Origin of the sequence: Streptomyces sp. HUAS MG91, from assembly GCF_040529335.1 — a bacterium.
Lineage (GTDB): Bacteria > Actinomycetota > Actinomycetes > Streptomycetales > Streptomycetaceae > Streptomyces > Streptomyces tabacisoli.
Genome location: NZ_CP159534.1, coordinates 6,478,018 through 6,503,942 on the forward strand (window position 1 = coordinate 6,478,018; position 25,925 = coordinate 6,503,942).

Genomic DNA, 25,925 nt, shown 5'->3' on the forward strand with positions numbered 1-25,925 from the left:
ATGCCCGGGGCCGGGCCGCGCGGGAGAAAACTCGCTGGTCGCCGTGGCGGACGACGGGGAGACTGAGTGGCGTGTTCCTGACGATCACCACCACCGGCACCCCTGAACGCCCCGCGACCGACCTCGGGTTCCTGCTGCACAAGCATCCCGACAACGCCCAGGCGTTCTCCACCTCCTACGGCACCGCGCACGTCCTCTACCCCGAGGCGAGCGCGGAGCGGTGCACGGCCGCGCTGCTGCTCGAGGTGGATCCGGTGGCGCTGGTGCGGCGCGGCAAGAAGAACAGCACCGCCGACGCGGCACTCGCGCAGTATGTGAACGACCGGCCGTACGCCGCCTCGTCACTGCTCGCCGTGGCGCTCAGCTCGGTGTTCTCCAGCGCGCTGCGCGGGGTGTGCAAGGCGCGCCCCGAGCGGGCCGAGGAGCCGTTGCCGCTGCGCGTCGAGGTGCCCGCACTGCCCGCCCGCGGCGGCCCCGACCTCGTACGGAAGCTGTTCGAGCCGCTCGGGTGGACCGTCGAGGCGGAGCGCATCGGGCTCGACGAGCGGTTCCCCGAGTGGGGCGAGTCGCGGTACGTGCGCCTCGTCCTCGAAGGAGAGCTGCGGCTCGCGCAGGCGCTGCGGCACCTCTATGTGCTGCTGCCGGTGCTCGACGACGCCAAGCACTACTGGGTCTCGGCCGACGAGGTCGACAAGCTGCTGCGCGCGGGGGAGGGCTGGCTGGCCGGCCACCCCGAGCAGCGCCTGATCACCAGCCGGTATCTGTCGCGGCGCTGGTCGCTGACCCGCGAGGCGATGCGGCGGCTCGAACTGGTGCGGCTCGCGGACGCCGACGACACGGACGTCGACGAGATCGACAACGCCGTGGACGAGACGACCGACACCGAGGAGAAGCCGGTGCCGCTCGCGGTGCTGCGCCGCGAGGCGATCCTCGACGCGCTGCGCGCCTCCGGCGCGGCCCGGGTGCTCGATCTGGGCTGCGGTCAGGGCCAGTTGGTGCAGGAGCTGCTGAAGGACGTGCGGTTCACCGAGATCGTGGGGCTCGACGTGTCCGTGCGCGCCCTCACCATCGCCGCGCGCCGGCTCAGGCTGGAGCGCATGGGGGAGCGGCAGGCCTCGCGCGTGCGGCTGGTCCAGGGCTCGCTCGCCTACACCGACAAGCGGCTCAAGGGGTACGACGCGGCGGTGCTCAGCGAGGTGATCGAGCACCTCGACCTGCCGCGGCTGCCCGCCCTGGAGTACGCGGTGTTCGGCTCCGCGCACCCCCGGACCGTCCTGGTGACGACGCCGAACGTCGAGTACAACGTCCGCTGGGAGACCCTGCCCGCCGGGCACGTCCGGCACGGTGACCACCGGTTCGAGTGGACGCGCGAGGAGTTCCGCACCTGGGCGGAGCGCGTGGCGGAGCGGCACGGATACGACGTGCGGTACGTGGCGGTGGGGTCCGACGACCCCGAGGTGGGTCCGCCCACCCAGATGGCGGTTTTCACGGTACGAGAGACAGCGGAGAAGGAGGCGGCGGCATGACCGACAGCGAGAACGCAGGACGGGTGCTGCCCGTCACCGACCTCTCCCTGGTCGTCCTGGTCGGCGCGTCGGGTTCGGGCAAGTCCACGTTCGCGCGGGCCCACTTCAAGCCGACCGAGGTCATCTCCAGCGACTTCTGCCGCGGCCTGGTCGCCGACGACGAGAACGACCAGAGCGCCAGCCGTGACGCCTTCGACGTGCTGCACTACATCGCGGGCAAGCGCCTGGAGGCCGGCCGCCTGACGGTGGTCGACGCGACGAACGTGCAGCAGGACGCGCGCCGCCAGCTCATCGACCTGGCACGGAAGTACGACGTGCTGCCGATCGCCATCGTGCTCGACGTGCCGGAGGACGTGTGCGCCGCGCGCAACGCGCAGCGGACCGACCGGGCCGACATGCCGCGCCGCGTCATCACCCGGCACACTCGTGAACTGCGCCGTTCGCTGCGGCACTTGGAGCGCGAGGGCTTCCGGAAGGTGCACGTCCTGCGGGGCGCGGACGAGGTGGCGCGGGCGGGCGTCGTGCGCGAGAAGCGGTTCAACGACCTGACCCACCTCACCGGCCCGTTCGACATCATCGGCGACATCCACGGCTGTGCCGGCGAGCTGGAGACGCTGCTCGGCAAGCTCGGGTACGCCGACGGGGCGCACCCGGAGGGCCGCACCGCGGTGTTCGTCGGCGACCTCGTCGACCGCGGGCCCGACACCCCCGGCGTGCTGCGCCGGGTGATGGGCATGGTGAAGGCCGGCACCGCGCTGTGCGTGCCGGGCAACCACGAGAACAAGCTGGGCCGCTGGCTCAAGGGCGCGCAGGTCCAGCACACCCACGGTCTCGCCGAGACCGTCGAGCAGCTGGGCGGGGAGAGCGAGGAGTTCCGGGCCGAGGTGCGGGAGTTCGTGCGCGGACTCGTCAGTCACTACGTCCTCGACGGCGGCAGGCTGGTCGTGTGCCACGCGGGCCTGCCCGAGAAGTACCACGGGCGGACCTCGGGCCGGGTGCGCTCGCACGCGCTGTACGGGGACACGACGGGCGAGACCGACGAGTTCGGGCTGCCCGTGCGCTACCCGTGGGCCGAGGACTACCGCGGCAAGGCCGCGGTCGTCTACGGCCACACCCCGGTGCCGACCGCGACCTGGCTCAACAACACCATCTGCCTCGACACCGGCGCCGTCTTCGGCGGCCGCCTCACCGCGCTGCGCTGGCCGGAGCGCGAGCTGGTCGACGTACCTGCCGAGCAGGTCTGGTACGAGCCGGCCAGGCCGCTGGCCACCGAGGCGCCCGGCGGACACGAGGGCCGGCCGCTGGACCTCGCCGACGTCCAGGGACGCCGGACCGTGGAGACCCGGCACGGCGGCCGGATCACGGTCCGCGAGGAGAACGCGGCGGCGGCGCTGGAGGTCATGAGCCGCTTCGCGGTCGACCCGCGGCTCGTGCCGTACCTGCCGCCGACCATGGCGCCGACGGCGACGTCGGACGTCGAGGGCTACCTGGAGCACCCCGCCGAGGCCTTCGCCCAGTACGCGGCCGACGGCGTGGCCCGGGTCGTGTGCGAGGAGAAGCACATGGGCTCGCGGGCCGTGGTCCTGGTCTGCCGGGACGCGGCGGTGGCGCACGAGAGGTTCGGTGTCGCTGAGGGGGACGGGGCGGTGACGGGCGCGCTCTACACCCGTACCGGACGGCCGTTCTTCGACAGCGCCGAGATGACGGAGGCGGTGCTCGGGCGGGTGCGGGACGCCGTCACGGCGGCCGGACTCTGGGACGCGCTCGACACCGACTGGGTGCTGCTCGACGCCGAGTTGATGCCGTGGTCGCTGAAGGCGTCCGGGCTGCTCCGCTCGCAGTACGCGGCGGTGGGCGCGGCCGCCGGGGCCGTGTTCCCGGGTGTGCCGGGAGCGCTGGAGGCCGCCGCCGGGCGCGGGGTCGACGTGGGCGGTCTCCTCGACCGGCAGCGGAAGCGGGCGGCCGACGCCGCCGCGTTCACGGATGCCTACCGGCGCTACTGCTGGAGCACCGACGGGCTGGAGGGGGTGCGGCTCGCACCGTTCCAGGTCCTCGCCGTGCGCGGCCGGTCCCTCGCCGGGCTGCCGCACGACGAGCAGCTCGCGCTCGTCGACCGGATGGTCGAGCACGACACGAGCGGGCTGCTGCGGACGACCCGACGGCTCTACGTCGACACCGGGGACCCGGAGTCGGTGCGGGCCGGTGTCGACTGGTGGCTGGAGATGACCGGGCGCGGCGGCGAGGGCATGGTCGTCAAGCCGGTCGGGGCGCTGGTGCGTGACGGCAAGGGGCGGCTGGTGCAGCCCGGGATCAAGTGCCGGGGCCGCGAGAACCTGCGGATCATCTACGGTCCGGAGTACACGCGCCCGGAGAACCTGGCCAAGCTGCGGCAGCGGTTCCTCGGGCACAAGCGGTCGCTTGCGGTGCGGGAGTTCGCGCTGGGGGTGGAGGGGCTGGAGCGGTTGGCCGACGGGGAGCCGCTGTGGCGGGTGCACGAGGCCGTTTTCGCGGTCCTGTCTCTCGAGTCGGAGCCGGTCGACCCCCGCCTCTGACCTCCGGTCGCGCTCGTTCTCCGTCCGCGGCCCCGGTGGGGGCTGGTCGCGGCCCCGCCGAGCGCGTACCCGGTGAAACCCTGAGGGCATGGTGGGGCCCCCGGGGGAAGGATGGCCCCATGGGATTTCACGTCGACTCCGAGACCGGGCGGCTGCGCCGCGTGATTCTGCACCGGCCCGACCTGGAGCTGAAACGGCTCACGCCCAGCAACAAGGACCAGTTGCTCTTCGACGACGTGCTCTGGGTGCGCAGGGCACGCCAGGAACACGACGGTTTCGCCGACGTGCTGCGCGACCGAGGTGTCACGGTGCACCTCTTCGGCGACCTGCTCACCGAGGCACTGGCCGAGAACGAAGCCCGTACCCGCGTCCTGGACCGGGTCTTCGACGAGAAGGAGTACGGCCCGCTCGCCACCGACCACCTGCGGGCGGCCTTCGAGACACTGCCCTCGCACGAACTGGCCGAGGCGCTGATCGGCGGCATGACGAAGCGTGAGTTCCTGGCCCGGCACCAGGAGCCGACGTCCGTCCGCTTCCATGTCATGGACCTCGACGACTTCCTGCTCGCGCCGCTGCCCAACCACCTCTTCACCCGCGACACCTCGGCCTGGATCTACGACGGGGTCTCGGTGAACGCGATGCGCTGGCCGGCCCGGCAGCGCGAGACGGTGCACTTCGAGGCGATCTACCGGCACCATCCGCTGTTCCGCGACGAGAGATTCCACGTCTGGTCCGAGGGCCAGGCCGACTACCCGTCCACCATCGAGGGCGGCGACGTGCTCGTCATCGGCGAGGGCGCCGTCCTCATCGGGATGAGCGAGCGGACCACCCCGCAGGCCGTCGAGATGCTCGCGCACAAGCTGTTCGCCGCGGGCTCGGCCCGCACCATCGTCGCGCTCGACATGCCCAAGCGGCGGGCCTTCATGCACCTGGACACGGTGATGACGATGGTGGACGGGGACACGTTCACGCAGTACGCGGGCCTCGGCATGCTCCGCTCGTACACCATCGAACCGGGCACCTCGGCGCGGGAGTTGAAGGTCACCGACCATCCGCCGGAGCACATGCACCGGGCCATCGCGGCGGCCCTGGGCCTGAGCGGCATCCGGGTCCTGACCGCCACGCAGGACGTGCACGCCGCCGAGCGCGAGCAGTGGGACGACGGGTGCAACGTGCTGGCGGTCGAGCCCGGCGTCGTCGTCGCCTACGAGCGGAACGCGACGACGAACACCTTCCTGCGCAAGCAGGGCATCGAGGTCATCGAGATCCCGGGCAGCGAGCTGGGCCGGGGCCGGGGCGGCCCGCGCTGCATGAGCTGCCCGGTGGAGCGCGACCCGGTGACCTCCGGCTGAGGCGGCCCGGACCGGGGCTCAGGCGGGCGGGGCGGGCGGCAGTCCGCGTTCCGTCACCTGCGCGCGCAGCAGTGCCGTGAACGCCCGCAGGGCCGCCGAGCGGTGGCCGCCCGAGCGGGTCAGCAGCGCCGCCGTGCGGTGCGGGAGCGGCGGGCTCAGCGGCACCTGGGACAGCCCGGGCCGGTCCAGGGTGACGGCGTCCGGCAGCACGGTGGCCAGCGCCCCGCCCCGCACGATCTCCAGGAGCGCCAGCGCCGAGTCGGCCTCGACGACGACCCGGGGCGCCACCCCCTGCTCGGTGAAATAGGCGTCGATCCGGGCGCGGGTCGCGAAGTCGCCGGCGAGCAGCGCGAGGTCCCGCCCGTCCAGCTCGGCCACCGGCAGCGGCGCCGCACCGGCCCCGGCGCCCGCGACCACGCCGAGCGTCTCGACGAACAGCGGCTCGGCGGTGACACCGGGCACCTCGGCGCCGGTGAAACCGATGCCCGCGTCCAGCCCGTCGGCGATCAGTTCCTCCCCGATGTGCTCCTGCGTCGCCTCCCGGACGGTCAGGTCGAGCCCGGGATGCCGGGCGTGCAGGGCGGCCAGGAGCGGTCCGACGAGATAGGCCGTGAAGGTGGGCGTCACCGCGAGCCGCAGCCGCCCGCGCGAGAGATCCTGCACATCGCGCAGGGCCGAGTCGGCGGCGGCGAGCTCGCGCAGCGCCCGGCGCGCGTGATCGGCGTAGACCTCGCCCGCGTCGGTGGGCCGCACGGTGCGTCCGGACCGGTCGAGCAGCGGCTGTCCCACGGCCCGCTCCAGCGCGCGGACCTGCTGCGACAGGGTCGGCTGGGAGATGTGCAGCGCCTCGGCGGCCCGGGTGAACGTGCCGTGCTCGACGACGGCCAGGAGATAGCGCAGGTGCCGTAGTTCGACAGGGGCCATACGGCGAGCCTAGCGCCGGGTATAGATGTCATCAATAAGTGGCATGGGTAATGCATCTTGGACGCTATAGGGGCAGATCACCCACGCTGGGTAGCAGTCCGACAGAGGCCGCCCGCACGGCGGCCGAAGGCCACCGACCGGAGGTACCCCATGGACTTCGTCCAGCGCACCATCGACCTGGCCCGCGCCAACGTCCTCGACGGCGGACGCCCCTTCGCCACCGTCGTCGTCAAGGACGGCGAGATCATCGCGGAGCGCGCCAACCAGGTCGCCCAGACCCACGACCCGACCGCCCACGCCGAGGTGCTGGCCGTCCGTGACGCGTGCGTGCGGCTCGGCACCGAGCACCTGACCGGCGCCACGATCTACGTCCTGGCTCAGCCGTGCCCGATGTGTCTCGGCGCGCTCTACTACTGCTCCCCGGACGAGGTCGTCTTCGTCACGACCCGGGACGCGTACGAGCCGCACTACGTGGACGACCGCAAGTACTTCGAGCTGAGCACGTTCTACGACGAGTTCGCCAAGCCGTGGCAGGAGCGCCGGCTGCCGATGCGGCACGAGCCGCGCGAGAACGCCGTCGACGTCTACCGGCTGTGGCAGGACCGCAACGGCGGCGACCGCCGGGTGCCCGGCGCCCCGGTGAGCGACGGCGCCGCGCAGGGCTGACGGATCGGGGACGGCGGATCGGAGGCCGACGGATCGGAGGCCGACGGATCGGAGGCCGGCGGCCTCCGGGGCTGAATATAAATGTGGAACATCGTATAGACTTCCACCGTCCCGTTGTTCCCTTCCCTTCCCTGTCCCCGAGCCCTACTCAGGAGCGCCCCATGGCGACGACCGCCCGCCCCGACCTCGCAGGCCGCCACTTCCTGAAGGAGGTGGACTTCAGCGCGGAGGAGTTCCGCGGGCTCGTCGAGCTGGCCGCCGAGCTGAAGGCCGCCAAGAAGGCGGGCAGTGAGACGCAGTACCTCAAGGGCCGGAACATCGCGCTGATCTTCGAGAAGTCGTCGACCCGGACCCGCTGCTCGTTCGAGGTCGCGGCCGCCGACCAGGGCGCCTCGACGACGTACATCGACCCGGCCGGTTCGCACATCGGGAAGAAGGAGTCGAGCAAGGACACCGCGCGCGTCCTCGGCCGGATGTTCGACGCCATCGAGTTCCGCGGGGACGAGCAGGCGACCGTCGAGACGCTCGCCGAGTTCTCCGGCGTGCCGGTCTACAACGGTCTGACCGACGACTGGCACCCCACCCAGATGCTCGCCGACGTGCTGACGATGACCGAGCACAGCGACAAGCCGCTGAACGAGATCGTCTTCTCCTACCTCGGCGACGCCCGCTTCAACATGGGCAACTCCTACCTCGTCACCGGCGCCCTGCTCGGCATGGACGTACGGATCGTCGCGCCCAAGGCCTACTGGCCCGCCGCGGAGATCGTCGCGCGGGCGGAGAAGCTCGCCGAGACGAGCGGGGCACGCATCACGCTCACCGAGTCCGTCGCGGACGGCGTCGCGGGCGCCGACTTCGTCGTCACCGACGTCTGGGTCTCCATGGGCGAGCCCGAGGAGGTCTGGGACGAGCGGATCAAGGCGCTCACGCCGTACGCCGTCACCATGGACGTGCTGCGCGCGACGGGCAACGCGGACGTGAAGTTCCTGCACTGCCTGCCCGCCTTCCACGACCTGGGCACCAAGGTCGGCCGTGAGATCCACGCCAAGTACGACCTGGAGTCCCTGGAGGTCACCGACGAGGTCTTCGAGTCGGCGCACTCCCTCGTCTTCGACGAGGCCGAGAACCGGATGCACACCATCAAGGCCGTCATGGTCGCCACGCTCGGCCGCCCGTAACCGACAGGGCACATCTCCCACCACCGTTCACACTGATGGGGCCGGACCACCCTCTCCGGCCCCATCGGCACGCGGCACACCCCGCCGCACCCGCACCACCGGAAAAGAGCACCACCCCATGCGCGTCAAGTCGCCCGAGTCCCTCATCGCCGAATCGGGCGCCGATCTCGAAGGCCACGGCCTCAAGCGCACCATGGGGCTCTTCCAGCTCGTGTGCTTCGGGGTCGGCGCGATCGTCGGGACCGGCATCTTCGTCGGTCTGTCCGACACGGTCGCCGAGGCCGGCCCGGCCGTGCTCGTCTCCTTCGTGCTGGCGGGCATCACCTGCGTCTTCACGGCGTTCTCCTTCGCCGAGCTGGGCGGCGCGATCCCGGTCTCCGGATCCTCGTACTCGTTCGCCTACGCGACCCTCGGCGAGCGCGTCGCGTTCCTCGTCGGCTGGTGTCTGCTCCTGGAGTACGGCGTCTCGGTGTCGGCCGTCGCCGTCGGCTGGAGCCAGTACCTCAACGAACTCCTCGACAGCCTCTTCGGATGGCAGCTGCCCGCCGCGCTGTCCGCGGGACCGTCCGACGGCGGCGTCGTCAACCTGCCCGCCGTCGTCGTCCTGCTGATGGCCGCGACGCTGCTGGTGCGCGGCGTCCGGGAGAGCGCGCGGGCCACCACCGCGATGGCCGTCCTGAAGATCGGCATCCTGGTCGCGTTCTGCGCCATCGCCTTCACCGCGTTCCAGGACCACAACCTGACGCCGTTCCTCGCGAACGGCGTCGGCGGCGTCACCTCGGGCGCCTCGCTCGCCTTCTTCTCGTACATCGGCTTCGACGCGATCACCACCGCCGGCGAGGAAGTGCGCGACCCCCGGCGCAACATCCCGATCGCGATCATGATCTGCATCGGCGTCGTCACACTGCTGTACTGCGCGGTCGCCGTCGCCGCCATCGGCGCGCTCGGCGCGGACGCCGTCGGGGACAAGCCGGCCGCGCTCTCCCTCGTCGTCGACGACGTCACGCACTCCACCGTCGGCGGCGGGATCATCGCCTTCGGCGCGGTCGTCGCCATCGCGTCCGTCGTGCTCGCGGTGATGTACGGGCAGACCCGGATCCTGATGTCGATGTCCCGCGACGGGCTCATCCCGCGCGTCTTCGAGCGGGTCTCGCCCAAGACGTCGACGCCGGTGCGGGGCACCTGGATCGTCGCGGTCGTCTTCGCGGTCCCGGCCGCCTTCTCGTCGCTGGACGCCGTGGTGAACCTGACGACCATCGGCACGCTCGCCATCATGGTCGCCGTCAATGTCTCGGTCGTCGCCCTGCGCCGCTCGCACCCCGGCCTGAAGCGCTCGTTCCGGGTGCCGCTGTACCCGCTCAGCCCGGTCCTGGGCGTCGCCTTCTGCCTCTACCTGATCTGGGGCACGGGCTGGACGACCTGGGTGCAGTTCGCGGTGTTCCTCGCCGTCGGCGTGCTCGTCTACGGCGTCTACGGGCGGAAGAACTCGCGGCTCGGCGCTACACCTCGGACGGGGGCCGCTGCCGAGGCAGCGCGGGGAGCGTGAACCACACCGCCTTGCCGGACTCGGTCGGGCGGTGTCCGCACGAGGAGGACAGGGTGCGGATCAGCAGCAGGCCGCGCCCGTGCTCCTGCCACGGGTCGGGCTCCTCGGCGTCGTCCGGGTTGGTGAGGTCCGCGGGCGGCGCCGGGTCCGCGTCGTGCACCTCGACCTGGCAGCCGGTCTCCAGCAGCTCCACCACCAGCTCGATGGGGGCGTCGCCCGCGGTGTGCTCCACGGCGTTCGCCACCAGCTCGGCCGTGAGCAGCTCCGCGGTGTCCATGTCGGCGGCCGGCGAGTCGATCTCGGTCAGCGCGGTACGGACGAGGGCGCGTGCCACCGGCACGGCGGCGGCCGTGTGCGGCAGGGCTATGCGCCACGACGTGGGCGTGGAGGGCCCGGGGGGAGGAGTCAAAGCGGGTCCTGAGGGGGCGGGTGGGAACGGTTCGGGCGGGACGGGTGCCAGGGGGGAGCGGCATGGGGTGGCCGTCCTGCGTTCAACCTTATGAATGGTACGGCGTGCGTCGATAGAGGCTCCCGGTGGTCTTCCTCGGGACATTGGGCTCTATGAGCTGAACTGTTCCTTATTCCGTCTCCCGCTTCCCGGCCTCGCGGCGCCCTTATCCGCGTATCGCGTTCTGCTGACGACAGTCACAAAGCGGTGATACCTTCGAGGAACAGCCGTCGGAGCACGCCTGCCCGCAGGAGGCCGCACGCGCATGAGTCCCTTCACCGGCTCCGCCCCCCGCACCGAGACCTGGCACCACCTCACGTACACGGTGGACACCCGCGGCGTCGCCACCGTCACCCTCGCCCGGCCCGAGAAGCTCAACGCGCTCACCTTCGGCGCCTACGCCGATCTGCGCGACCTGCTCGCCGAGCTGTCCCGCGAGCGGGCGGTCCGCGCCCTGGTCCTGACCGGCGCGGGCCGCGGCTTCTGCTCCGGCGGCGACGTCGACGAGATCATCGGCGCCACCCTCGCCATGGACACCGCCCAGCTGCTCGACTTCAACCGGATGACGGGGCAGGTGGTGCGGGCCGTGCGCGAGGCGCCGTTCCCGGTGATCGCCGCCGTGCACGGGGTCGCCGCGGGCGCCGGCGCGGTGCTCGCGCTCGCCGCCGACTTCCGGGTCGCCGACCCCAGCGCCCGCTTCGCGTTCCTGTTCACCCGGGTCGGACTGTCCGGCGGCGACATGGGCGCCGCCTATCTGCTGCCCCGCGTCGTCGGCCTCGGCCACGCCACCCGGCTGCTGATGCTCGGCGACGCGGTGCGCGCGCCGGAGGCCGAGCGGATCGGCCTCATCAGCGAGCTGACCGACGAGGGCCGGGCCGACGCGGCGGCGCTCGCCCTCGCCCGCCGGCTCGCCGACGGCCCCGCCCTCGCGCACGCCCAGACCAAGGCGCTGCTCACCGCCGAGCTGGACATGCCGCTCGCCGCCGCGGTCGAGCTGGACGCCGCCACCCAGGCGCTGCTGATGAACGGCGAGGACTACGCCGAGTTCCACGCGGCCTTCACCGGGAAGCGGCCGCCCCGGTGGCAGGGGCGGTGACCGCGGTGCGCCCGCGGCGGATCGCCGTCATCGGCGGCGGGCCCGGCGGACTGTACGCGGCCGCGCTGCTCAAGCGCCTCGGCCCGGACCGCGAGATCACGCTCTGGGAGCGCAACGCCCCGCACGACACCTTCGGCTTCGGCGTCGTCCTGTCCGACGAGACCCTCGGCGGCATCGAGCACGCCGACCCGGTCGTGTACGCGGCCCTGCGGGACGAGTTCGTGCGCTGGGACGACATCGACATCGTGCACCGGGGCGTGCGGCACACCTCCGGCGGCCACGGCTTCGCCGCGCTCGGCAGGCGCCGCCTCCTGGAGATCCTCCAGGACCGCTGTCGCCGGCTCGGCGTCGACCTGCGCTTCCGCACCAAGGCCCCGCCCCTGGACCGGCTGCGCGCGGAGTACGACCTGGTGGTCGCCGCCGACGGGGTGCGCAGCGCGACCCGCACGGCCTGCGCCGACGCCTTCGGACCGCACATCGAGGAGCACCGCAACCGCTACATCTGGCTCGCCGCCGACGTCGCCCTCGGCGCGTTCCGCTTCGAGATCGCGGAGACCCGGCACGGCGTGATGCAGCTGCACGGCTACCCCTACAGCGACAGCGAGTCCACGGTCATCGTCGAGATGCGGGACGAGGTGTGGCGGGCCTCCGGCCTCGCCGACCTCGACGTACGGGAGTCCGTCGCGGCCTGCGCGAAGATCTTCGGCGACGCGCTCGGCGGACGCGCCCTGAAGTCCAACGACTCCTCCTGGCTCACCTTCCGCACCGTCGTCAACGACCGCTGGTCGCACGGCAACTGCGTCCTCATCGGCGACGCCGCCCACACCGCGCACTTCTCCATCGGCTCCGGCACCAAACTCGCCGTCGAGGACGCCCTCGCCCTCGCCGCGTGCCTGGAGGAGCACCCCGCCACGGACGCCGCGCTGCGGGCGTACGAGGCCGAGCGGCGGCCCGTCGTCGCCTCCACCCAGCGTGCCGCGCTGGCCAGCCTGACGTGGTTCGAGGACCTGCCGCGCTATCTGGACCAGCCCCCGCGGCAGTTCGCGTTCAACCTGCTCACCCGCAGCCGCCGGGTCACCCACGACAATCTGCGGCTGCGCGACGCCCGCTTCACCGAGTCGGTGGAGAAGGAGTTCGGCTGCCCCGAGGGCACCCCGCCGATGTTCACGCCGTTCCGGCTGGGCGGACTGCGGCTGCGCAACCGCGTCGTGGTCTCCCCGATGGACATGTACGCGGCCGTGGACGGCGTGCCCGGCGACTTCCACCTGGTCCACCTCGGCGCGCGGGCGCTCGGCGGGGCGGGCCTGATCATGACGGAGATGGTCTGCGTCAGCCCCGAGGGCCGCATCACCCCGGGCTGCGCCGGTCTCTACACCGACGAACAGGGCGCGGCCTGGCGGCGGATCACCGAGTTCGTGCACACCCGGGCGCCCGGCGCCGCGATCGGCGTCCAGCTCGGCCACTCCGGCCGCAAGGGCTCGACCCGCCTGATGTGGGAGGGCATCGACGAACCGCTGCCCGATCCGGCGGACAACTGGCCCCTGGTGGCGGCGTCCCCGATCCCGTACAAGCCGGGAAGCCAGACCCCGGCGGAGCTGACGGCCGCGCGACTCGGGGAGATCCGCGAGCAGTTCGTGGCCGCCGCGCGGCGGGCCGCCCGCGCGGACTTCGACCTCCTCGAACTGCACTGCGCGCACGGCTACTTGCTGTCCGGCTTCCTGTCCCCGCTGACGAACCGGCGCGCGGACGCCTACGGCGGATCCCTGGAGGCGCGCCTGAGGTTCCCCCTGGAGGTCTTCGACACGGTGCGCGAGGTGTGGCCCGGCGACCGGCCCATGACCGTACGGATCTCCGCGACGGACTGGGCCGAGGGCGGCACGACCGCCGAGGACGCCGTCGTCCTCGCCCGCGCCTTCGCCGCGCACGGCGCCGCCGCGATCGACGTCTCCACCGGTCAGGTCGTCGCCGACGAGCGTCCGGCGTACGGGCGCTCCTACCAGGTGCCGTACGCCGACCGGATCCGCGGCGAGACCGGTGTCCCCGTGATCTCCGTCGGCTCCATCTCCTCCTGGGACGACGTCAACTCCCTCGTCCTGGCGGGGCGTACGGACCTGTGCGCACTGGCCCGCCCGCACCTGTACGACCCGCACTGGACCCTGCACGCGGCGGCCGAGCAGGGCTACACGGGACCCGGCGCCGGCTGGCCCGACCCGTACCGCGCGGGCAGCCGACCGCCGCGGACCGGCCGCCTCGACACTCCCAAACCCCGTCTGGTCCTGCCGAGTTGACGCCGACGGGGTGGGCAAGAGGACCGTTCACCCCACCTCATTGCAATGACGCCTCCTTAACACCTCTTTACCTAGGGCGCATTGACGGAATCGATCGTTGACGACTCCGTGAACGCAATGTACCTTTCGGGCGTTCGGCGAATCCTGACCATGTGCACGGGCGCCGGTGGCGGCGCGGGGGGAGTTACGTGATGGGACAGAGCAGCGGCGGTTTCTCCAAGGCGGGACTGCGGAAGGTGCACGACGTGCTGGCGCGGAGCGTCGACACGGGCCGGATCCCGGGCGTCGTCGCCCTGTTCAGCCGCGGGGACGAGACGCACGTCGAGGCGATCGGGACGATGCGCCACGACGGCGGTGACCCGCTGCGCCGGGACACCCTCTTCCGGATGGCCTCGACGTCCAAGCCGGTGTCGGTCTCGGCGGCGATGGTCCTGCTCGACGAGTGCCGGCTCCGTCTCGACGACCCGGTCGAGCAGTGGCTGCCCGAGCTCGCCGACCGCCAGGTGCTGCGGAGCATCGACAGCCCGCTCGACGACACCGTGCCGGCCCGCCGCCCGATCACCGTGCGGGACGTGCTGACCTCGACGTTCGGCCTCGGCATGGATATGACGGTGATCGGCACTCCGGTCATGAACGCCGTCTTCGAGCAGGGGATCACCCCCAATCTGCCCGAGCCGATGCCCGAGCAGGACGAGTGGATGCGCCGCCTGGGCGCCCTTCCGCTGATGTACCAGCCCGGCGAGCGCTGGCAGTACCAGATCGCCAGCGACCTGACCGGTGTGCTCGTCTCCCGCGTCACGGGCCAGTCCTACGAATCGTTCCTGCGCGAGCGGATCTTCGAGCCGCTGGGCATGAAGGACACCGGGTTCCACGTCCCGGCGGACCAGCTGCACCGGCTGCCCCCGCTGTACGCGCCCGACCCGGCGAGCGGCGAGTTCCACGTGTGGGACGAGGCCGCGACCGGCCGCCACAGCACGCCGCCGGCGTTCCAGGGCGGTGGCGGTGGACTGAACTCCACGGCCGACGACTACCACGCCTACTTCAAGATGCTGCTCAACGGCGGCGTCCACGAGGGGGAGCGGATCCTGTCCCGGCCCGCCGTCGAACTCATGACGACGAACCGGCTCACCCCCGAACAGCAGGCCGCACGCCAGGAGCTGGCCCTCAACAACGTGCACATCTCCTTCGGCCAGGGCCAGCACGGCGGCTGGGGCCTCGGCATGGCGGTGCGCACCTACCGCGGCGACTACGCGCCCGTCGGCCAGTTCGGCTGGGACGGCGGCAGCGGCACCTCGACCTACGCCGACCCGGTCAACGGGATCGTCGGCATCCTCCTCACCCAGGTCGGCGCGTCCGCGCCGTACTCGATCCACCTGATGCACGACTTCTGGACCACGCTGTACCAGGCCCTCGACGACTGACACCGGGTGACCTGCGCGGACCCGCCCCCGCACCCGTCCGCTCAGGAGGCGTTCACGAACCGGGTCGCGGCGGGGTGCAGCCGCTCGTGCAGCGCCCGGAACACCGCCGCCGAGCGCAGCCCCGGCCACCGCGCGGGCAGCAGCTCGGGCGGCAGGCCCGGGTCCGCGTACGGCAGGTGCCGCCAGGAGTCGAGGGCGAGCAGATGGTCCCGGTAGGCCGCCGTCGGCGGGGTGTCCTCGCGCGCCTCCCAGGCCCGCAGCACCGGCTCGTGCTCGGCGAGGAACGCCTCGTGCAGCGCGGCCAGGGCCGGCAGGTCCCACCAGCGGGCCACCGCCTCGGCCGTCGCCGTGAAACCCAGGTGCTCGCCGGCGAACAGGTCCACGTACCCGGCGCAGCCCGCCCGCTCCAGCGTGTGCCGGGCCTCCGCGTACAGCCCGGCGGGCGCGAGCCACACGCCGGGCGCCGCGGTGCCGAAGCCGAGCCCGGCCAGCGTGGAGCGCAGGACGTGCCGCCTGGCGCGCTCGGACTCCGGGACGGAGAACACGGCGAGCACCCAGCCTGACCCGTCCGCGGTGTCCCCGTAGACCCGGCGGTCGCCGTCGTCGAGGAGCTGGCGGGCGTCGTCCGACAGGGCGTACCCGGCGGCTCCGGCGGCCGTGTGCGCGGGCAGCAGCAGCCCGCGCCGCTTCAGGCGCGAGACCGCCGAGCGCACCGACGGCGCGTCGACCCCGGCCGCGCCGAGCAGCCGGATCAGCTCGGCGACCGGCACCGGCCCGGGGAAGCCGCGCCCGTGGGCGCCGTACAGGGTGACGATCAACGACCGGGGCGTATGCGGAGTCTGCTCGGACACGCGATCACTGTACGGTTCCGGGCTCCGCGTCACCGGGCTCGCCCTGCGCCGGTCCGGGCGCGCGCAGCCGGAAACGCTGGAGCTTCCCGGTGGCCGTGCGCGGCAGCGCGTCCAGAAACACCACCTCGCGCGGGCACTTGTACGGCGCCAGCTCCGCCTTCACGAACTCCCTGAGCGCGGCGGCGCCTCGATCGTCCCCGCGCGCACCGGCGCGCAGCACCACGTACGCGACGGCGATCTGTCCCCGCGAGGCGTCGGGCCGCCCCACGACGGCGGCCTCCGCCACGTCGGGGTGGCGCAGCAGCGCGTCCTCGACCTCGGGGCCCGCGATGTTGTACCCGGCGGAAATGATCATGTCGTCGGCGCGGGCCACGTACCGGAAGTAGCCGTCGGGCTCGCGCACGTACGTGTCGCCCGTGATGTTCCACCCGTGCCGCACGTACTCGCTCTGCCGCGGGTCGGCGAGATAACGGCAGCCGACGGGCCCGCGCACGGCGAGCAGTCCCGGTTCCCCGTCCGGCAGGCCGCTGCCCGTCTCGTCGACCACGCGCGCCTGCCAGCCCGGCACCGGCACTCCGGTCGTCCCGGGGCGGACGGCCCCGTCGGCGGCCGAGATGAAGATGTGCAGGAGTTCGGTGGCGCCGATGCCGTTGATGACGCGCAGCCCCGTCGCCTCGTGCCAGGCGTGCCAGGTGGCGGCGGGCAGATTCTCCCCGGCGGAGACGCAGCGCCGCAGCGAGGTGAGGTCGTACGAGGACCGGGCCGGATCCGCGAGCATCGCCCGGTAGGCCGTCGGCGCGGTGAACAGAACCGACACCCGGTGCTCGGCGACCGCCGCCAACAGCCGTGCCGGGCCCGCCTGTTCGAGCAGCAGCGTGGAGGCTCCGGCGCGCAGCGGGAAGATCACGAGCCCGCCGAGCCCGAAGGTGAAGCCGAGCGGCGGGCTGCCCGCGAAGACGTCCTCCGGGGTGGGCCGCAGGACGTGCCGGGAGAAGGTGTCGGCGATCGCGAGGACGTCCCGGTGGAAGTGCATGCACCCCTTCGGGCGGCCGGTCGTGCCCGAGGTGAAGGCGATCAGCGCGACATCGTCGGCGGAGGTGCGCACGGCCTCGTACGCGGGTGGTTTCGTCGCGGCGCGGCGCAGCAGGTCGTCCGGGCCGTCCCCGCCGAACGGGACGATCCGCAGGCCGGGAACCTCCGCCTTCACGAGGTCGTCGAGGGACCGCGCGTCGCACAGCGCGTGCCGGACCCGCGCGATGTCGCACATCGTGGCCAGCTCGCCCGCCCGCGCCTGGGCGAGCACCGTCACGGCGACACCGCCCGCCTTCATCACGGCGAGCCAGCAGGCCGCGAGGTGCGGGGTGGTGGGGCCGCGCAGCAGGACGCGGTTGCCGGGGACGAGGCCCAGATCGTCGGTCAGGACGTGCGCGATGCGGTCGACGGTGGCCTTCAACTCGCCGTAGTTCCAGATGGGTTGCCCGGGACAGTGGAAGGCGGGGCGGTCCGCGCCGAACCGTTCCACGGTCGCGTCGAGGAGTTCGGCACCGCAGTTCAGGGTGTCGGGGTAGCGCAGCTCGGGACGGTCGAGGAGGAGGCCGGGCCACGCCTCGGCGGGCGGCAGATGGTCGCGCGCGAAGGTGTCGACGTGCCCCGAGGGGAGAAGTGAGCCGGGCGGGTGGGTCATGGCCGGATGCCCCCTTGCCGTCGCGTGGTCCCACCGTAGCGTGATGGTGACGACAGTCAACGGTGCGCGATACGGTGGATGCATGGGCAACTTCTCGCTCGACCCCGGTCAGCAGGCCCGGCGCGCGGAGCTGCGCGACCTCGCCCGGCGGCACCTGGCGCCCCTCGCGGAGAAGGGCGAACCGGGCCGGATTAACCGCCCGCTCGTCGCCGAACTCGGCCGGCTCGGCCTCCTGGACCGCCTGTTCACCTCCGGCGCGCTCGATCTCTGCCTGATGCGCGAGTCGCTGGCCCAGGTGTCCACGGAGGCGGAGACGGCCCTGGCGCTGCAAGGGCTCGGCGCGCATCCCGTGCACGCGTACGGCACCGAGGCCCAGCGTGCGCGCTGGCTCCCCGAGGTCCGGACGGGCCGGGCGGTGGCGGCCTTCGCCCTGAGCGAGCCGGGCGCGGGCTCCGACGCGGCGGCCCTGGAGCTCAGGGCGGTCCCTCAGGGGCGCGGAGAACCGCGCGACGAGTTACGGCACGACGCACGGAGCTGGTTCCTCGACGGCGAGAAGACCTGGATCTCGAACGCCCCGGAAGCCGACTTCTACACCGTCTTCGCCCGCACCGGAGGCCCCGGGACCCGGGCCGCAGGCGTCACCGCCTTCCTGGTGCCGGCCGACCGCCCCGGCCTGAGCGGCACCCCGCTCGACATGCTCTCCCCGCACCCCATCGGCACCCTCACCTTCGCCGCCGTTCCGGTCACCGCCGACGACGTGCTCGGCGAGCCGGGCGGCGGCTTCCGCGTCGCCATGAACACCCTCAACCTCTTCCGGCCCAGCGTCGGCGCGTTCGCCGTCGGCATGGCGCAGGCCGCGCTCGACGCGACGCTCGCGCACACGGCCCGCCGCGAGGCGTTCGGCGGCCCGCTGAAGGACCTCCAGACCGTGGCCCACCAGGTCGCCGACATGGCGCTGCGCGTCGAGTCCGCCCGCCTGATGGTGTACGCGGCGGCATCCGCGTACGACGAGGGCGCCGACGGCGTGCCGCGCCGGGCCGCGATGGCCAAACTCCTCGCCACCGAGACGGCCCAGCACGTCGTCGACACGGCGGTCCAGCTCCACGGGGCGCGGGCCCTGCGCCGCGGCCACCTCCTGGAACACCTGTACCGGGAGGTGCGCGCGCCCCGGATCTACGAGGGCGCCTCGGAGGTCCAGCGTGCCGTCATCGCCCGCGAGCTGTACAAGGAGGCCCCCTGATGAGCCGCGAGCCGAACCGGGTGAACCCGCCCGAGCTCTCCCCGCCCACCGGCTTCTCGCACGCCGTCGTCGCCTCGGGCCGCCGCCTCGTGCTGCTCGCCGGGCAGACGGCCCTGGACACCGACGGCAAGATCGTGGGGGAGGACCTGCCCGCCCAGTTCACCCGCGCCCTCACCAACCTCCTCACCGCGCTGCGCCACGCGGGCGGCGCCCCGTCCGACCTGGCCCGCGTCACCGTGTACGCGACGGACGTGGCCGACTACCGGGCGCACGCCCGTGAACTCGGCGCCATCTGGCAGCGGTTGGCGGGCCGCGACTATCCCGCGATGGCGGTGATCGGGGTGACCCGGCTCTGGGACGAGGAGGCCCTGGTCGAACTGGACGGCACCGCGGTCCTGCCCTGACCCGTCGCCGCGCGGGCGCGTCAGGGAGCCTGCGGCACCCGGAATCGCCGCCGGTACTCGGTCGGTGTCGTGCTCAGCCGCCGTCTGAACGCCCGTACGAGCGTGTCCACCGTCCCGAACCCGCAGACGGCCGCGACCCGTTCGAGCGTGGCGTCCGACGACTCCAGCTCGTGCCGGGCCTTCTCCACCCGCACCGACTCGATGTACGCGTGCGGGGTCGTGCCCAGCTCCGTCTTGAAGAGCCGGGTCAGATGCCGGTCGCTGACATGCGCGTACGCGGCCAGGTCGGAGACCGTCAGCGGCTCGGCGACACGGCGCAGGATGTGGTGGCGCAGATCCTCGATGCGCCGTGTCGTGGAGACCTGCTCCAGCGGCACGCTGAACTGGCTCTGCCCGCTGGGGCGTTTGAGGTACATGACGAGCTGGCGGGCGACGCGCAGGGCGACCGCCTCGCCGAGGTCGTCGGCGATCAGCGCGAGGGAGAGGTCGAGGCAGGCGCTGATCCCGGCGCCCGTCCACACATTGTCCTCGCGGATGAAGATCGGGTCGGCGTCGACCTCCACCTCCGGGTGATCGGCGGCCAGTTGGGCCGCCGTCGACCAGTGGGTGGTGGCCCGCTTGCCGTCGAGCAGACCCGCCGCCGCGAGCAGGTGCGCGCCCACGCACACCGAGGTGATCCGGTGCGTCCGCGCGGCGAGCACCTTCACCCACTCGACCAGGGCGGGATCGACGAGCGGCCGCGCCCGGTGCTCCGCGTCGAGCTCCACCGCACCGGGCACGATCAGCGTGTCGATCGCCCCGGCCGCGACGTCGGCGAAGGTGCGGTCCGGCAGGACGCGCACGCCCGCGCCGGTCCTGACCGGATCCAGGGTCTCGGCGGCGAGCACCACCTCGTACCCCGCGGCCGCGTCCGTCTCGCGCAGGGCGAGCGAGAACACCTCCGGAGGGCCCGTGACATCGAGCAGGTCGGCCCCCTCGAAGAGCACGATGACGATCAGTCGCCCGGCCGTGTCCGCCACAGTTCCTCCCGTACGCCGCATGTCGGTATCTGCATGTTAGACGTCATTGCCGACGTCACAGCCGGGTCATAGCGTGGTGGACACGGCCCGGACGAACACCGCGGGCCGGTCTCTCCCACGTTCTTCCGAAGGCGGTACACCCATGTCCCGAACCACGCTGCGCGAGCTGAACGGCCTCGACCAGGCGCCCGCGAAGCTGGCCGACTCGACGCTGATCCTGATCGACTTCCAGAACACCTACACCCAGGGCGTCATGGAACTCGACGGCTGGGAGAAGTCCCTCGACGCCGCCGCGCAGCTGCTGGCCCGGGCCCGCGAGGCAGGCACCAAGGTCGTGCACGTCATCAACGACGGCGGCGAGGGCACCCCGTACGACATCCGGGCGGAGATCGGCCAGATCCACCCCAAGGTCGCGCCCGTCGACGGCGAGGCGGTCGTCGTGAAGCAGGCCCCGAACGCGTTCGTCGGCACCGACCTCGACACGCACCTCAAGGAGGGCCAGGACGTCGTCATCGCGGGCTGGATGACCCACATGTGCGTGGCGTTCACCGCCCAGGGCGCGTTCCTCAACGGCAACCGCCCCACCGTCGTCGCCGAGGCCACCGCGACCCGCTCGCTCCCGGTCGCGGGCACCGACCTCGACGCCTGCCAGGTGCACTACAGCGCCCTCGCCACCATCGCCGACCTGTACGGGGTCGTGGTTCCCACGCAGAAGGAGATCGTCTGATGAAGCTGGTCCGTTCGGCCGCCGCGCTGGGCGCCGCCGCCGTGCTCGCGGCCACCCTGACGGCCTGCGGCGGCAGCTCCGAGGCCGCCACCCGCACCGACGCCGCCGCGAGCCGCGAGAAGGGGCACGAGAAGAACTACGCGAAGGACACGACGACGCTGCGGCAGCTGATGAAGCTGGACGAGACGCCGGCGAAGCTGTCCGACGCCACGCTCGTCCTCGTCGACTACCAGAACGTGTACACCGGCGGCACGATGGAGCTCACCGGCTGGCGCGAGGCGGTCAAGAACACCAAGACCCTCCTGGAGCGGGCCCGCAAGGCGCACACGCCCGTCGTCCACATCGTGGAGAAGGGCTACGACCTGAAGTCGAAGGCGGGCCAGATCATCCCGGCGCTCAAGCCGGCCAAGGGCGAGACCGTCGTCGAGAAGGCCGTCCCCAACGGCTTCCACGACACGAACCTCGACGCGGTGCTCAAGAGGACCGGCCGCAAGAACGTCATCATCGCCGGCTTCATGACCCACATGTGCACCCTGTTCACCACCGAGGGCGCCGTCTACAACGGCTACCGCCCGACCGTGATCGGCGACGCCTCCGCGACGCGCCCGCTGCCCGTCAACGGCAATCCGCGGGGCATCCCCGCCCAGCAGGTCCACGAGGCGGCACTCGCCACGATCCAGGACCGCTTCGGCGTCGTCGTGCCCAAGCAGCGCGACCTCAAGTAGCCCACGGCTCAAGCACGTTCGGCAGGGAAGGGGCCGCGGCCCTTTCCCTGCTCATCTCTGCGCCCCCCAACCCCCCTCACCCCCCCATCCCCCCAATCCCCCCATCCCCCCAACCGAAGGTTCCCCCCATGACCGATCGACAGCTCTCGACATCCCTATGGAGAAAACGAAGATGGCTACGCGCAGAGGCTTTATAGGTGGCGCCACCGGTGTCGGTACGGCGGCCCTGCTCGGCTACTCGGCGACCCCGAGCGCCGCGGACACCGTGACCGCGACGGCGGTCACCCAGACGCAGGCGCGCGAGTCGATGTTCGCGGTGAACGCGGGCATGCGCGCCAACTACGCCACCCTAAAAGCCGAGTTGATCAAGCACCTCTCCCCGGTGGTCGTCGTCCAGAACGACGCCAAGGGCGGCCGGTTCACCCTCGTGACCCAGGACGGGCAGGAGTCCGTCAACCCCGTCTCGCAGACCTTCGAGCTGGCGAAGTCCATCGCCCACACCCCGCTCGGCATCTTCTCGGTCATCGCCTCCTACCTCGCCGACAAGATCCCCAACCTGCCGAACGCCGATCGCATCGACCCGCACGACCTCGTGATGGTCGCCTACAACGACGACGCGTCCACGGCGTGGATCGAGCCCCTGAAGGCCTACGCGGCCAAGCTCTCCACCGCCCGGACGAACCTGCCCGCCGCCGGACTCCCGGCCGCGCTCCAGACGTCCTGCGCGACGATCCTCGACGGCGCCCTCGCCTTCATCAAGACCTCCGTCGCCGCCAAGCACTTCGACATGGCGTCGTTCGAGCAGTTCTCCGGCAGCGTCTACCCGGCCATCCGCACCAACATGGAGCACGCCTCGCAGGCCCAGATCAAGGGCGTGCAGGACATCATGAAGACCTGGCGCGCCAAGGTCGGCGAGACGGCGTGGGCGGACCTGTACTGCGTGGTGATCTCGCAGTGGACCACCAGCGTCCTCAACCAGAACACCATCATCATCAAGGACTGCATGAACGCGGCGAAGGTCGCCACCCACCTGATCGACCTGCCCGGCCTGGAGCCGCCGGCGGACCCGATCTTCACCGCGCTCGACAACCTCGCCCGCATCGTGCAGGACAACATCGCCGCGGAGATGGTCTTCCCCAAGGACACCGTGGTCGCCGACGCCCTCAAGGGCCAGCAGGACCTGCTCTCCGACGAGATCCTCAAGCAGCTCGGCAGCAACAACGTGACGGCGCAGGCCGCACCGCTCTACAACACGGTCGCCACCCCGGGGGTGTGCCCGGTCCGCAAGTAGCCGAACGCGCCGCGGCGGCTCCTCCCGGAGGGGTGGGGGAGCCGCCGCGGTCCTGTCGGGCCGGGATCCGGCGGACCGTGCCTAATCGGCCGACGGGCGCCATCGTTCGGCAGCGCGCGCGGCAGCCTGACCGCCGAGGACACCCACCAGCACCGCGAGCACGGCGCAGCCGGCCAACGCCGCGCCGAGGACGCCCCAACTGAAGGTGCCCTCCTGCACCATGGCGATGAAGAAGACGGAGTGCCACGCGGTGACGATGCCGGCCAGAACGGTCGAGAGCAGCAGCGGGACGGTCAGGTGCCACACCGTCACCCGCCGGTAGATCCGACGGCTGCCCGTCAGGACGGCGAGGGGCGCCAGTACGCGGCTGACGCGCATGAATTCCGCCGCGGCACTGAGCGCGCCGGTCAGCAGCAACAGTGCCAGGCCCAGTGAGCCGAACAGCAGGACCCAGTTGTTGAGTCGCTCCTTGTTCGACGCGCCCACCAGCCAGTTCTCTCCGAGGGTTTCCGCGTTCACGGCAGGGACGACGGCGTACGCCGCCTTTTCCACCTGGACCCTCTGCCCTTCCCGCGGCGCCACGACGATCAGCTCGCCGTAGAGCCTGTTCACCCGCGGCTCGGCGGGAGCTTTCTGGATGCGCAGATTCTGTCCGTACCAGTCGCGCAGCTCGGCGACCCGTGGGTCGCCGCTGACGGCGGGACGGGGTGCGGACGGGCAGTTCATGCCCAACGAACGCAGCGTTTCGCACGAGCCCCGCATCAGCGGTGCGCCGGCGGACGGGTCCGTGTCGAGGACGAGGATCCGGGATCCGTCAGGAACGGTGCGGGACAGGGTGGTGATGTCGGCAGGGGTGAGAGACCGGCTTCTGACGCTCACGACGCGGTCTCCGATGCGCTCCTCGGAAGCGCGCGCCGCGGCGGCCTTCTCCCCGAGCCGGCTGTTCCAGACCTGGATCTGGCAGACGAGCCCGAGGCCGATGACCATCGCGATGGCCAGGCGCACCACGACGCCGGGGTGTTCGACGGTCCAGCGTCCACCGATCAGCCGGCCCGGGCGGCCCTTCCGGAAACCCCAGGAGGCGATCGCCCGGCCCAGCCTGCGTCCGGCGGCGGCCGCCACCGAGGGCAGCAGGGCCCACATGACGACGGTGCCGACCACGAACGCGGCGAGTCCCGGTGTGCCGCTCAGATACTGGCTGAGGGCGATGACGGCGACGGCCGTGCCGCACCCGAGCAGGCGCCAACGGGGGATCTCCGAGGAGAAGGACCGAGGACGTGTGCTGGTCCCGCTGCGGCCGACCCGGTGGAGGCACACCACCACGCTCAGGACGACGACGAGGGACAGCACAAGAGCGAGGAGCAGGGCGGGCCACGCGGTGCGAACGTCGTCGCTGTCCAGCAGGTACCCGGTGGGAGGGATCCGCACATCCGTCGCGAGTACGGCGGTCAGCGGAAGCACCGCGGCGGTCGTGCCGATCGCCGCGGGCAGGAGCGCTTCGCCGGTGTTGACGATCGCACGGTGCCGCCAGGTCCCGCCGAGCGCCTGGAGGAGGCCGCTCCGGCGGTCGCGGGTGCGCGAGCCGACGCGCGCGGCCACGACGAGCAGGGCGAGCGCCGGGAGCCCGGTCAGTGCTCCGAGGGTGAGGAGTACCTGGCTGAGCGGGCGGGAGTTGAGCGTCTCACCCATCGGGAAACTCTGGCCGAAGCCCTGGATCTCGAACCACAGCTCCTTGCGGTCGCGGGCGCTGGGCTCGTGTACGGGCCTGACGTAGGCGAGGCGTTCGGAGGGGGAGACCAGGCCGTCCTTGCCGATGGTGCCGGCGAAGTGGCCGTAGCGACGGGTGATCTGATCCGCCGCTCCCTGGCGGACCAGTTCCGGGGAGAGCACGGCCTGGCCGGGAGCGGGCCAGCGGTCGAGGCCGGGCGGCAGCGCGGCCCCGGGGGTGAGCGGGTCGATGTAGACGACGCTGTGCTGTACCTCGCCGACGGCGTCGAAGGACTCCCGCCACAGTGCCTCGGCGTGCCGGTGGTCGGTGAGGATCGGCCCCCGGGCCTGTTCCCTCAGCGCACGCCCGTCGTAGGTGGCGACCGCCACCGCGGCGCCCAGGGCGACCGAGGCGACGCACAGGGAGGCGAGCAGGAGTGCCCAGAAGCGAAGGCGGTCTCCGGGTGTGCCACGGCCTGCGGCACAGCCGATGCGGAACAGCTGCCACACCAGCCGTCCGCCGGGCCGTTGACGACGAACGCCGGATTCCGGGCGCCGGGTCTCGGCGGCGACGCTCATACGTGCGCCCCGTCCCGCAGTGTTCCGGCCGCGAGGTGCAGCGCCCGGTCGGCGCGGGCGGCGACCGCCGGGTCGTGGGTGACGACGAGGAGTGCGCAGCCCCGCCGGCGGGACATGTCGAACAGCACGTCGGCGACGGTCTCCCGGGCTTGGGGATCCAGGGCGCCGGTGGGTTCGTCGGCCAGCAGGACATGAGGGTCGGTGATCAGGGCGCGCGCGACCGCGGTCCGTTGGCGTTCTCCGCCGGACAGCATCCCGGTCGGCGTCCCTTCGTGGGGCACGCCCAGCTCGGAGAGGAGGTCTTGCGCCTGCCGATAGGCGCGGCGGTGGTCACCACCGCTCAGCAGGACGGGCAGAGCCACGTTCTCCACCGGAGTCAGTTCGGGCAGGAGCTCGCCGAACTGGAAGACCACGCCGATGTGTTGGCGGCGCGCCTTCGCCAACTGGGCGGAGGACAGCGCGGTGAGGTCCTGGCCCTGGATGTGCACCGATCCGGCGTCCGGTTTGATCAGGCCCATGATGCAGGTCAGCAGCGTGGACTTGCCGGATCCGCTCGGACCGGTGACCGCCACCGACTCGCCGGAGGCGATCTCCAGGTCGACGTCGTCCAGCAGCAGCCGCTCGCCCAGCCGGTAGCTCAGCCCCTTCACCCGCAGACCGGTGGTGTTCCCGGCTGTAGCCATGCTGTGCACTCTCCTTCG

The 25,925-nt window shown here is 72.2% G+C and carries 21 protein-coding genes; 14 read left to right on the forward strand and 7 right to left on the reverse strand.

Annotation, left to right across the window (positions count from 1 at the left end; genetic code table 11):
- Nucleotides 1-71 precede the first annotated feature (71 nt).
- From ABII15_RS29430 to ABII15_RS29440, 3 genes are all read left to right on the forward strand, one after another.
- Entirely contained in the window at nt 72-1,526 is a 1,455-nt protein-coding gene (locus ABII15_RS29430; RefSeq protein WP_353945278.1) for a 3' terminal RNA ribose 2'-O-methyltransferase Hen1, read from the forward strand.
- Nucleotides 1,523-4,078: a polynucleotide kinase-phosphatase gene (locus ABII15_RS29435; protein WP_353945279.1), complete on the forward strand. Its 2,556-nt coding sequence runs from the start codon at nt 1,523-1,525 to the stop codon at nt 4,076-4,078. The genes ABII15_RS29430 and ABII15_RS29435 overlap by 4 nt, the downstream gene beginning before the upstream one ends.
- 119 nt (nt 4,079-4,197) lie before the next feature.
- Entirely contained in the window at nt 4,198-5,430 is a 1,233-nt protein-coding gene (locus tag ABII15_RS29440; protein ID WP_353945280.1) for an arginine deiminase, read from the forward strand.
- A gap of 18 nt (nt 5,431-5,448) precedes the next feature.
- Here ABII15_RS29440 and cynR read toward each other — a convergent pair whose 3' ends face one another.
- Nucleotides 5,449-6,354 (reverse strand): transcriptional regulator CynR, encoded by a 906-nt coding sequence (gene cynR / locus ABII15_RS29445; RefSeq protein WP_353945281.1) that lies wholly within the window; start codon nt 6,352-6,354, stop codon nt 5,449-5,451.
- A gap of 150 nt (nt 6,355-6,504) precedes the next feature.
- On the opposite strand from cynR, the gene ABII15_RS29450 reads away from it, so the two are divergent.
- From ABII15_RS29450 to ABII15_RS29460, 3 genes are all read left to right on the forward strand, one after another.
- Nucleotides 6,505-7,020, forward strand: a complete 516-nt coding sequence (locus tag ABII15_RS29450; RefSeq protein WP_353945282.1) for a nucleoside deaminase — start codon at nt 6,505-6,507, stop codon at nt 7,018-7,020.
- Between the two features lie 161 nt (nt 7,021-7,181).
- Entirely contained in the window at nt 7,182-8,198 is a 1,017-nt protein-coding gene (argF, locus tag ABII15_RS29455) for an ornithine carbamoyltransferase (protein ID WP_353945283.1), read from the forward strand.
- Nucleotides 8,199-8,316: 118 nt separating this feature from the next.
- A complete protein-coding gene (locus tag ABII15_RS29460; protein WP_353945284.1) occupies nt 8,317-9,744 on the forward strand; it encodes an amino acid permease in 1,428 nt (475 codons plus the stop codon).
- Here ABII15_RS29460 and ABII15_RS29465 read toward each other — a convergent pair.
- A complete protein-coding gene (locus tag ABII15_RS29465) occupies nt 9,698-10,153 on the reverse strand; it encodes an ATP-binding protein (RefSeq protein WP_353945285.1) in 456 nt (151 codons plus the stop codon). The two genes, ABII15_RS29460 and ABII15_RS29465, sit on opposite strands and share 47 nt — an antisense overlap.
- Before the next feature lie 304 nt (nt 10,154-10,457).
- Here ABII15_RS29465 and ABII15_RS29470 point away from each other — a divergent pair, with 304 nt between their 5' ends.
- From ABII15_RS29470 to ABII15_RS29480, 3 genes are all read left to right on the forward strand, one after another.
- Nucleotides 10,458-11,288 carry an enoyl-CoA hydratase family protein gene (locus tag ABII15_RS29470; RefSeq protein WP_353945286.1) on the forward strand — a complete coding sequence of 277 codons (831 nt, stop codon included), beginning with the start codon at nt 10,458-10,460 and terminating at the stop codon, nt 11,286-11,288.
- Nucleotides 11,289-11,293: 5 nt separating this feature from the next.
- Nucleotides 11,294-13,576, forward strand: coding sequence for a bifunctional salicylyl-CoA 5-hydroxylase/oxidoreductase (locus ABII15_RS29475; RefSeq protein WP_353947242.1), 2,283 nt, complete (start codon nt 11,294-11,296; stop codon nt 13,574-13,576).
- A gap of 191 nt (nt 13,577-13,767) precedes the next feature.
- Nucleotides 13,768-14,997 carry a serine hydrolase domain-containing protein gene (locus ABII15_RS29480; protein ID WP_353945287.1) on the forward strand — a complete coding sequence of 410 codons (1,230 nt, stop codon included), beginning with the start codon at nt 13,768-13,770 and terminating at the stop codon, nt 14,995-14,997.
- Nucleotides 14,998-15,038: 41 nt separating this feature from the next.
- On the opposite strand, the gene ABII15_RS29485 is transcribed toward ABII15_RS29480, so the two are convergent.
- Both ABII15_RS29485 and ABII15_RS29490 read right to left on the reverse strand, forming a co-directional pair.
- Nucleotides 15,039-15,848: a PaaX family transcriptional regulator C-terminal domain-containing protein gene (locus ABII15_RS29485; protein ID WP_353945288.1), complete on the reverse strand. Its 810-nt coding sequence runs from the start codon at nt 15,846-15,848 to the stop codon at nt 15,039-15,041.
- A 4-nt stretch (nt 15,849-15,852) separates the two neighbouring features.
- On the reverse strand, nt 15,853-17,532 hold the full coding sequence (locus ABII15_RS29490) for an AMP-binding protein (RefSeq protein ID WP_353945289.1): 1,680 nt from the start codon (nt 17,530-17,532) through the stop codon (nt 15,853-15,855).
- An 82-nt stretch (nt 17,533-17,614) separates the two neighbouring features.
- On the opposite strand from ABII15_RS29490, the gene ABII15_RS29495 reads away from it, so the two are divergent.
- On the forward strand, nt 17,615-18,772 hold the full coding sequence (locus ABII15_RS29495) for an acyl-CoA dehydrogenase family protein (RefSeq protein ID WP_353945290.1): 1,158 nt from the start codon (nt 17,615-17,617) through the stop codon (nt 18,770-18,772).
- Nucleotides 18,772-19,176: a RidA family protein gene (locus tag ABII15_RS29500; RefSeq protein WP_353945291.1), complete on the forward strand. Its 405-nt coding sequence runs from the start codon at nt 18,772-18,774 to the stop codon at nt 19,174-19,176. Before ABII15_RS29495 ends, ABII15_RS29500 begins: the two co-directional genes overlap by 1 nt.
- A gap of 20 nt (nt 19,177-19,196) precedes the next feature.
- On the opposite strand, the gene ABII15_RS29505 is transcribed toward ABII15_RS29500, so the two are convergent.
- Entirely contained in the window at nt 19,197-20,195 is a 999-nt protein-coding gene (locus ABII15_RS29505; protein ID WP_353945292.1) for a helix-turn-helix domain-containing protein, read from the reverse strand.
- 142 nt (nt 20,196-20,337) lie between these two features.
- On the opposite strand from ABII15_RS29505, the gene ABII15_RS29510 reads away from it, so the two are divergent.
- The 3 genes from ABII15_RS29510 (at nt 20,338) to ABII15_RS29520 (ending at nt 22,938) form a co-directional block, all read left to right on the forward strand.
- Nucleotides 20,338-20,922 (forward strand): isochorismatase family protein, encoded by a 585-nt coding sequence (locus ABII15_RS29510; protein ID WP_353945293.1) that lies wholly within the window; start codon nt 20,338-20,340, stop codon nt 20,920-20,922.
- The gene (locus tag ABII15_RS29515) at nt 20,922-21,647 is read left to right on the forward strand and encodes an isochorismatase family protein (RefSeq protein WP_353945294.1); all 726 of its coding nucleotides are present in this window, start codon (nt 20,922-20,924) and stop codon (nt 21,645-21,647) included. Before ABII15_RS29510 ends, ABII15_RS29515 begins: the two co-directional genes overlap by 1 nt.
- A gap of 172 nt (nt 21,648-21,819) precedes the next feature.
- Nucleotides 21,820-22,938 carry a hypothetical protein gene (locus ABII15_RS29520; protein WP_353945295.1) on the forward strand — a complete coding sequence of 373 codons (1,119 nt, stop codon included), beginning with the start codon at nt 21,820-21,822 and terminating at the stop codon, nt 22,936-22,938.
- A gap of 81 nt (nt 22,939-23,019) precedes the next feature.
- On the opposite strand, the gene ABII15_RS29525 is transcribed toward ABII15_RS29520, so the two are convergent.
- Together ABII15_RS29525 and ABII15_RS29530 are read right to left on the reverse strand one after the other, a co-directional pair.
- Complete coding sequence (locus ABII15_RS29525; protein WP_353945296.1) at nt 23,020-25,224, reverse strand: permease; 2,205 nt, start codon at nt 25,222-25,224, stop codon at nt 23,020-23,022.
- Nucleotides 25,221-25,907: an ABC transporter ATP-binding protein gene (locus ABII15_RS29530; RefSeq protein ID WP_353945297.1), complete on the reverse strand. Its 687-nt coding sequence runs from the start codon at nt 25,905-25,907 to the stop codon at nt 25,221-25,223. The genes ABII15_RS29525 and ABII15_RS29530 overlap by 4 nt, the downstream gene beginning before the upstream one ends.
- Nucleotides 25,908-25,925: the final 18 nt, after the last annotated feature.

Bases quoted from the DNA above. Each gene is read 5' to 3' on its own strand.
- ABII15_RS29435 (WP_353945279.1), top strand. From the start codon at position 1,523: ATGACCGACAGCGAGAACGCAGGACGGGTGCTGCCCGTCACCGACCTC.
- ABII15_RS29440 (WP_353945280.1), top strand. From the start codon at position 4,198: ATGGGATTTCACGTCGACTCCGAGACCGGGCGGCTGCGCCGCGTGATT.
- cynR (WP_353945281.1), bottom strand. From the start codon at position 6,354: ATGGCCCCTGTCGAACTACGGCACCTGCGCTATCTCCTGGCCGTCGTC.
- ABII15_RS29450 (WP_353945282.1), top strand. From the start codon at position 6,505: ATGGACTTCGTCCAGCGCACCATCGACCTGGCCCGCGCCAACGTCCTC.
- argF (WP_353945283.1), top strand. From the start codon at position 7,182: ATGGCGACGACCGCCCGCCCCGACCTCGCAGGCCGCCACTTCCTGAAG.
- ABII15_RS29460 (WP_353945284.1), top strand. From the start codon at position 8,317: ATGCGCGTCAAGTCGCCCGAGTCCCTCATCGCCGAATCGGGCGCCGAT.
- ABII15_RS29470 (WP_353945286.1), top strand. From the start codon at position 10,458: ATGAGTCCCTTCACCGGCTCCGCCCCCCGCACCGAGACCTGGCACCAC.
- ABII15_RS29480 (WP_353945287.1), top strand. From the start codon at position 13,768: ATGGGACAGAGCAGCGGCGGTTTCTCCAAGGCGGGACTGCGGAAGGTG.
- ABII15_RS29490 (WP_353945289.1), bottom strand. From the start codon at position 17,532: ATGACCCACCCGCCCGGCTCACTTCTCCCCTCGGGGCACGTCGACACC.
- ABII15_RS29495 (WP_353945290.1), top strand. From the start codon at position 17,615: ATGGGCAACTTCTCGCTCGACCCCGGTCAGCAGGCCCGGCGCGCGGAG.
- ABII15_RS29500 (WP_353945291.1), top strand. From the start codon at position 18,772: ATGAGCCGCGAGCCGAACCGGGTGAACCCGCCCGAGCTCTCCCCGCCC.
- ABII15_RS29510 (WP_353945293.1), top strand. From the start codon at position 20,338: ATGTCCCGAACCACGCTGCGCGAGCTGAACGGCCTCGACCAGGCGCCC.
- ABII15_RS29515 (WP_353945294.1), top strand. From the start codon at position 20,922: ATGAAGCTGGTCCGTTCGGCCGCCGCGCTGGGCGCCGCCGCCGTGCTC.
- ABII15_RS29520 (WP_353945295.1), top strand. From the start codon at position 21,820: ATGGCTACGCGCAGAGGCTTTATAGGTGGCGCCACCGGTGTCGGTACG.
- ABII15_RS29525 (WP_353945296.1), bottom strand. From the start codon at position 25,224: ATGAGCGTCGCCGCCGAGACCCGGCGCCCGGAATCCGGCGTTCGTCGT.
- ABII15_RS29530 (WP_353945297.1), bottom strand. From the start codon at position 25,907: ATGGCTACAGCCGGGAACACCACCGGTCTGCGGGTGAAGGGGCTGAGC.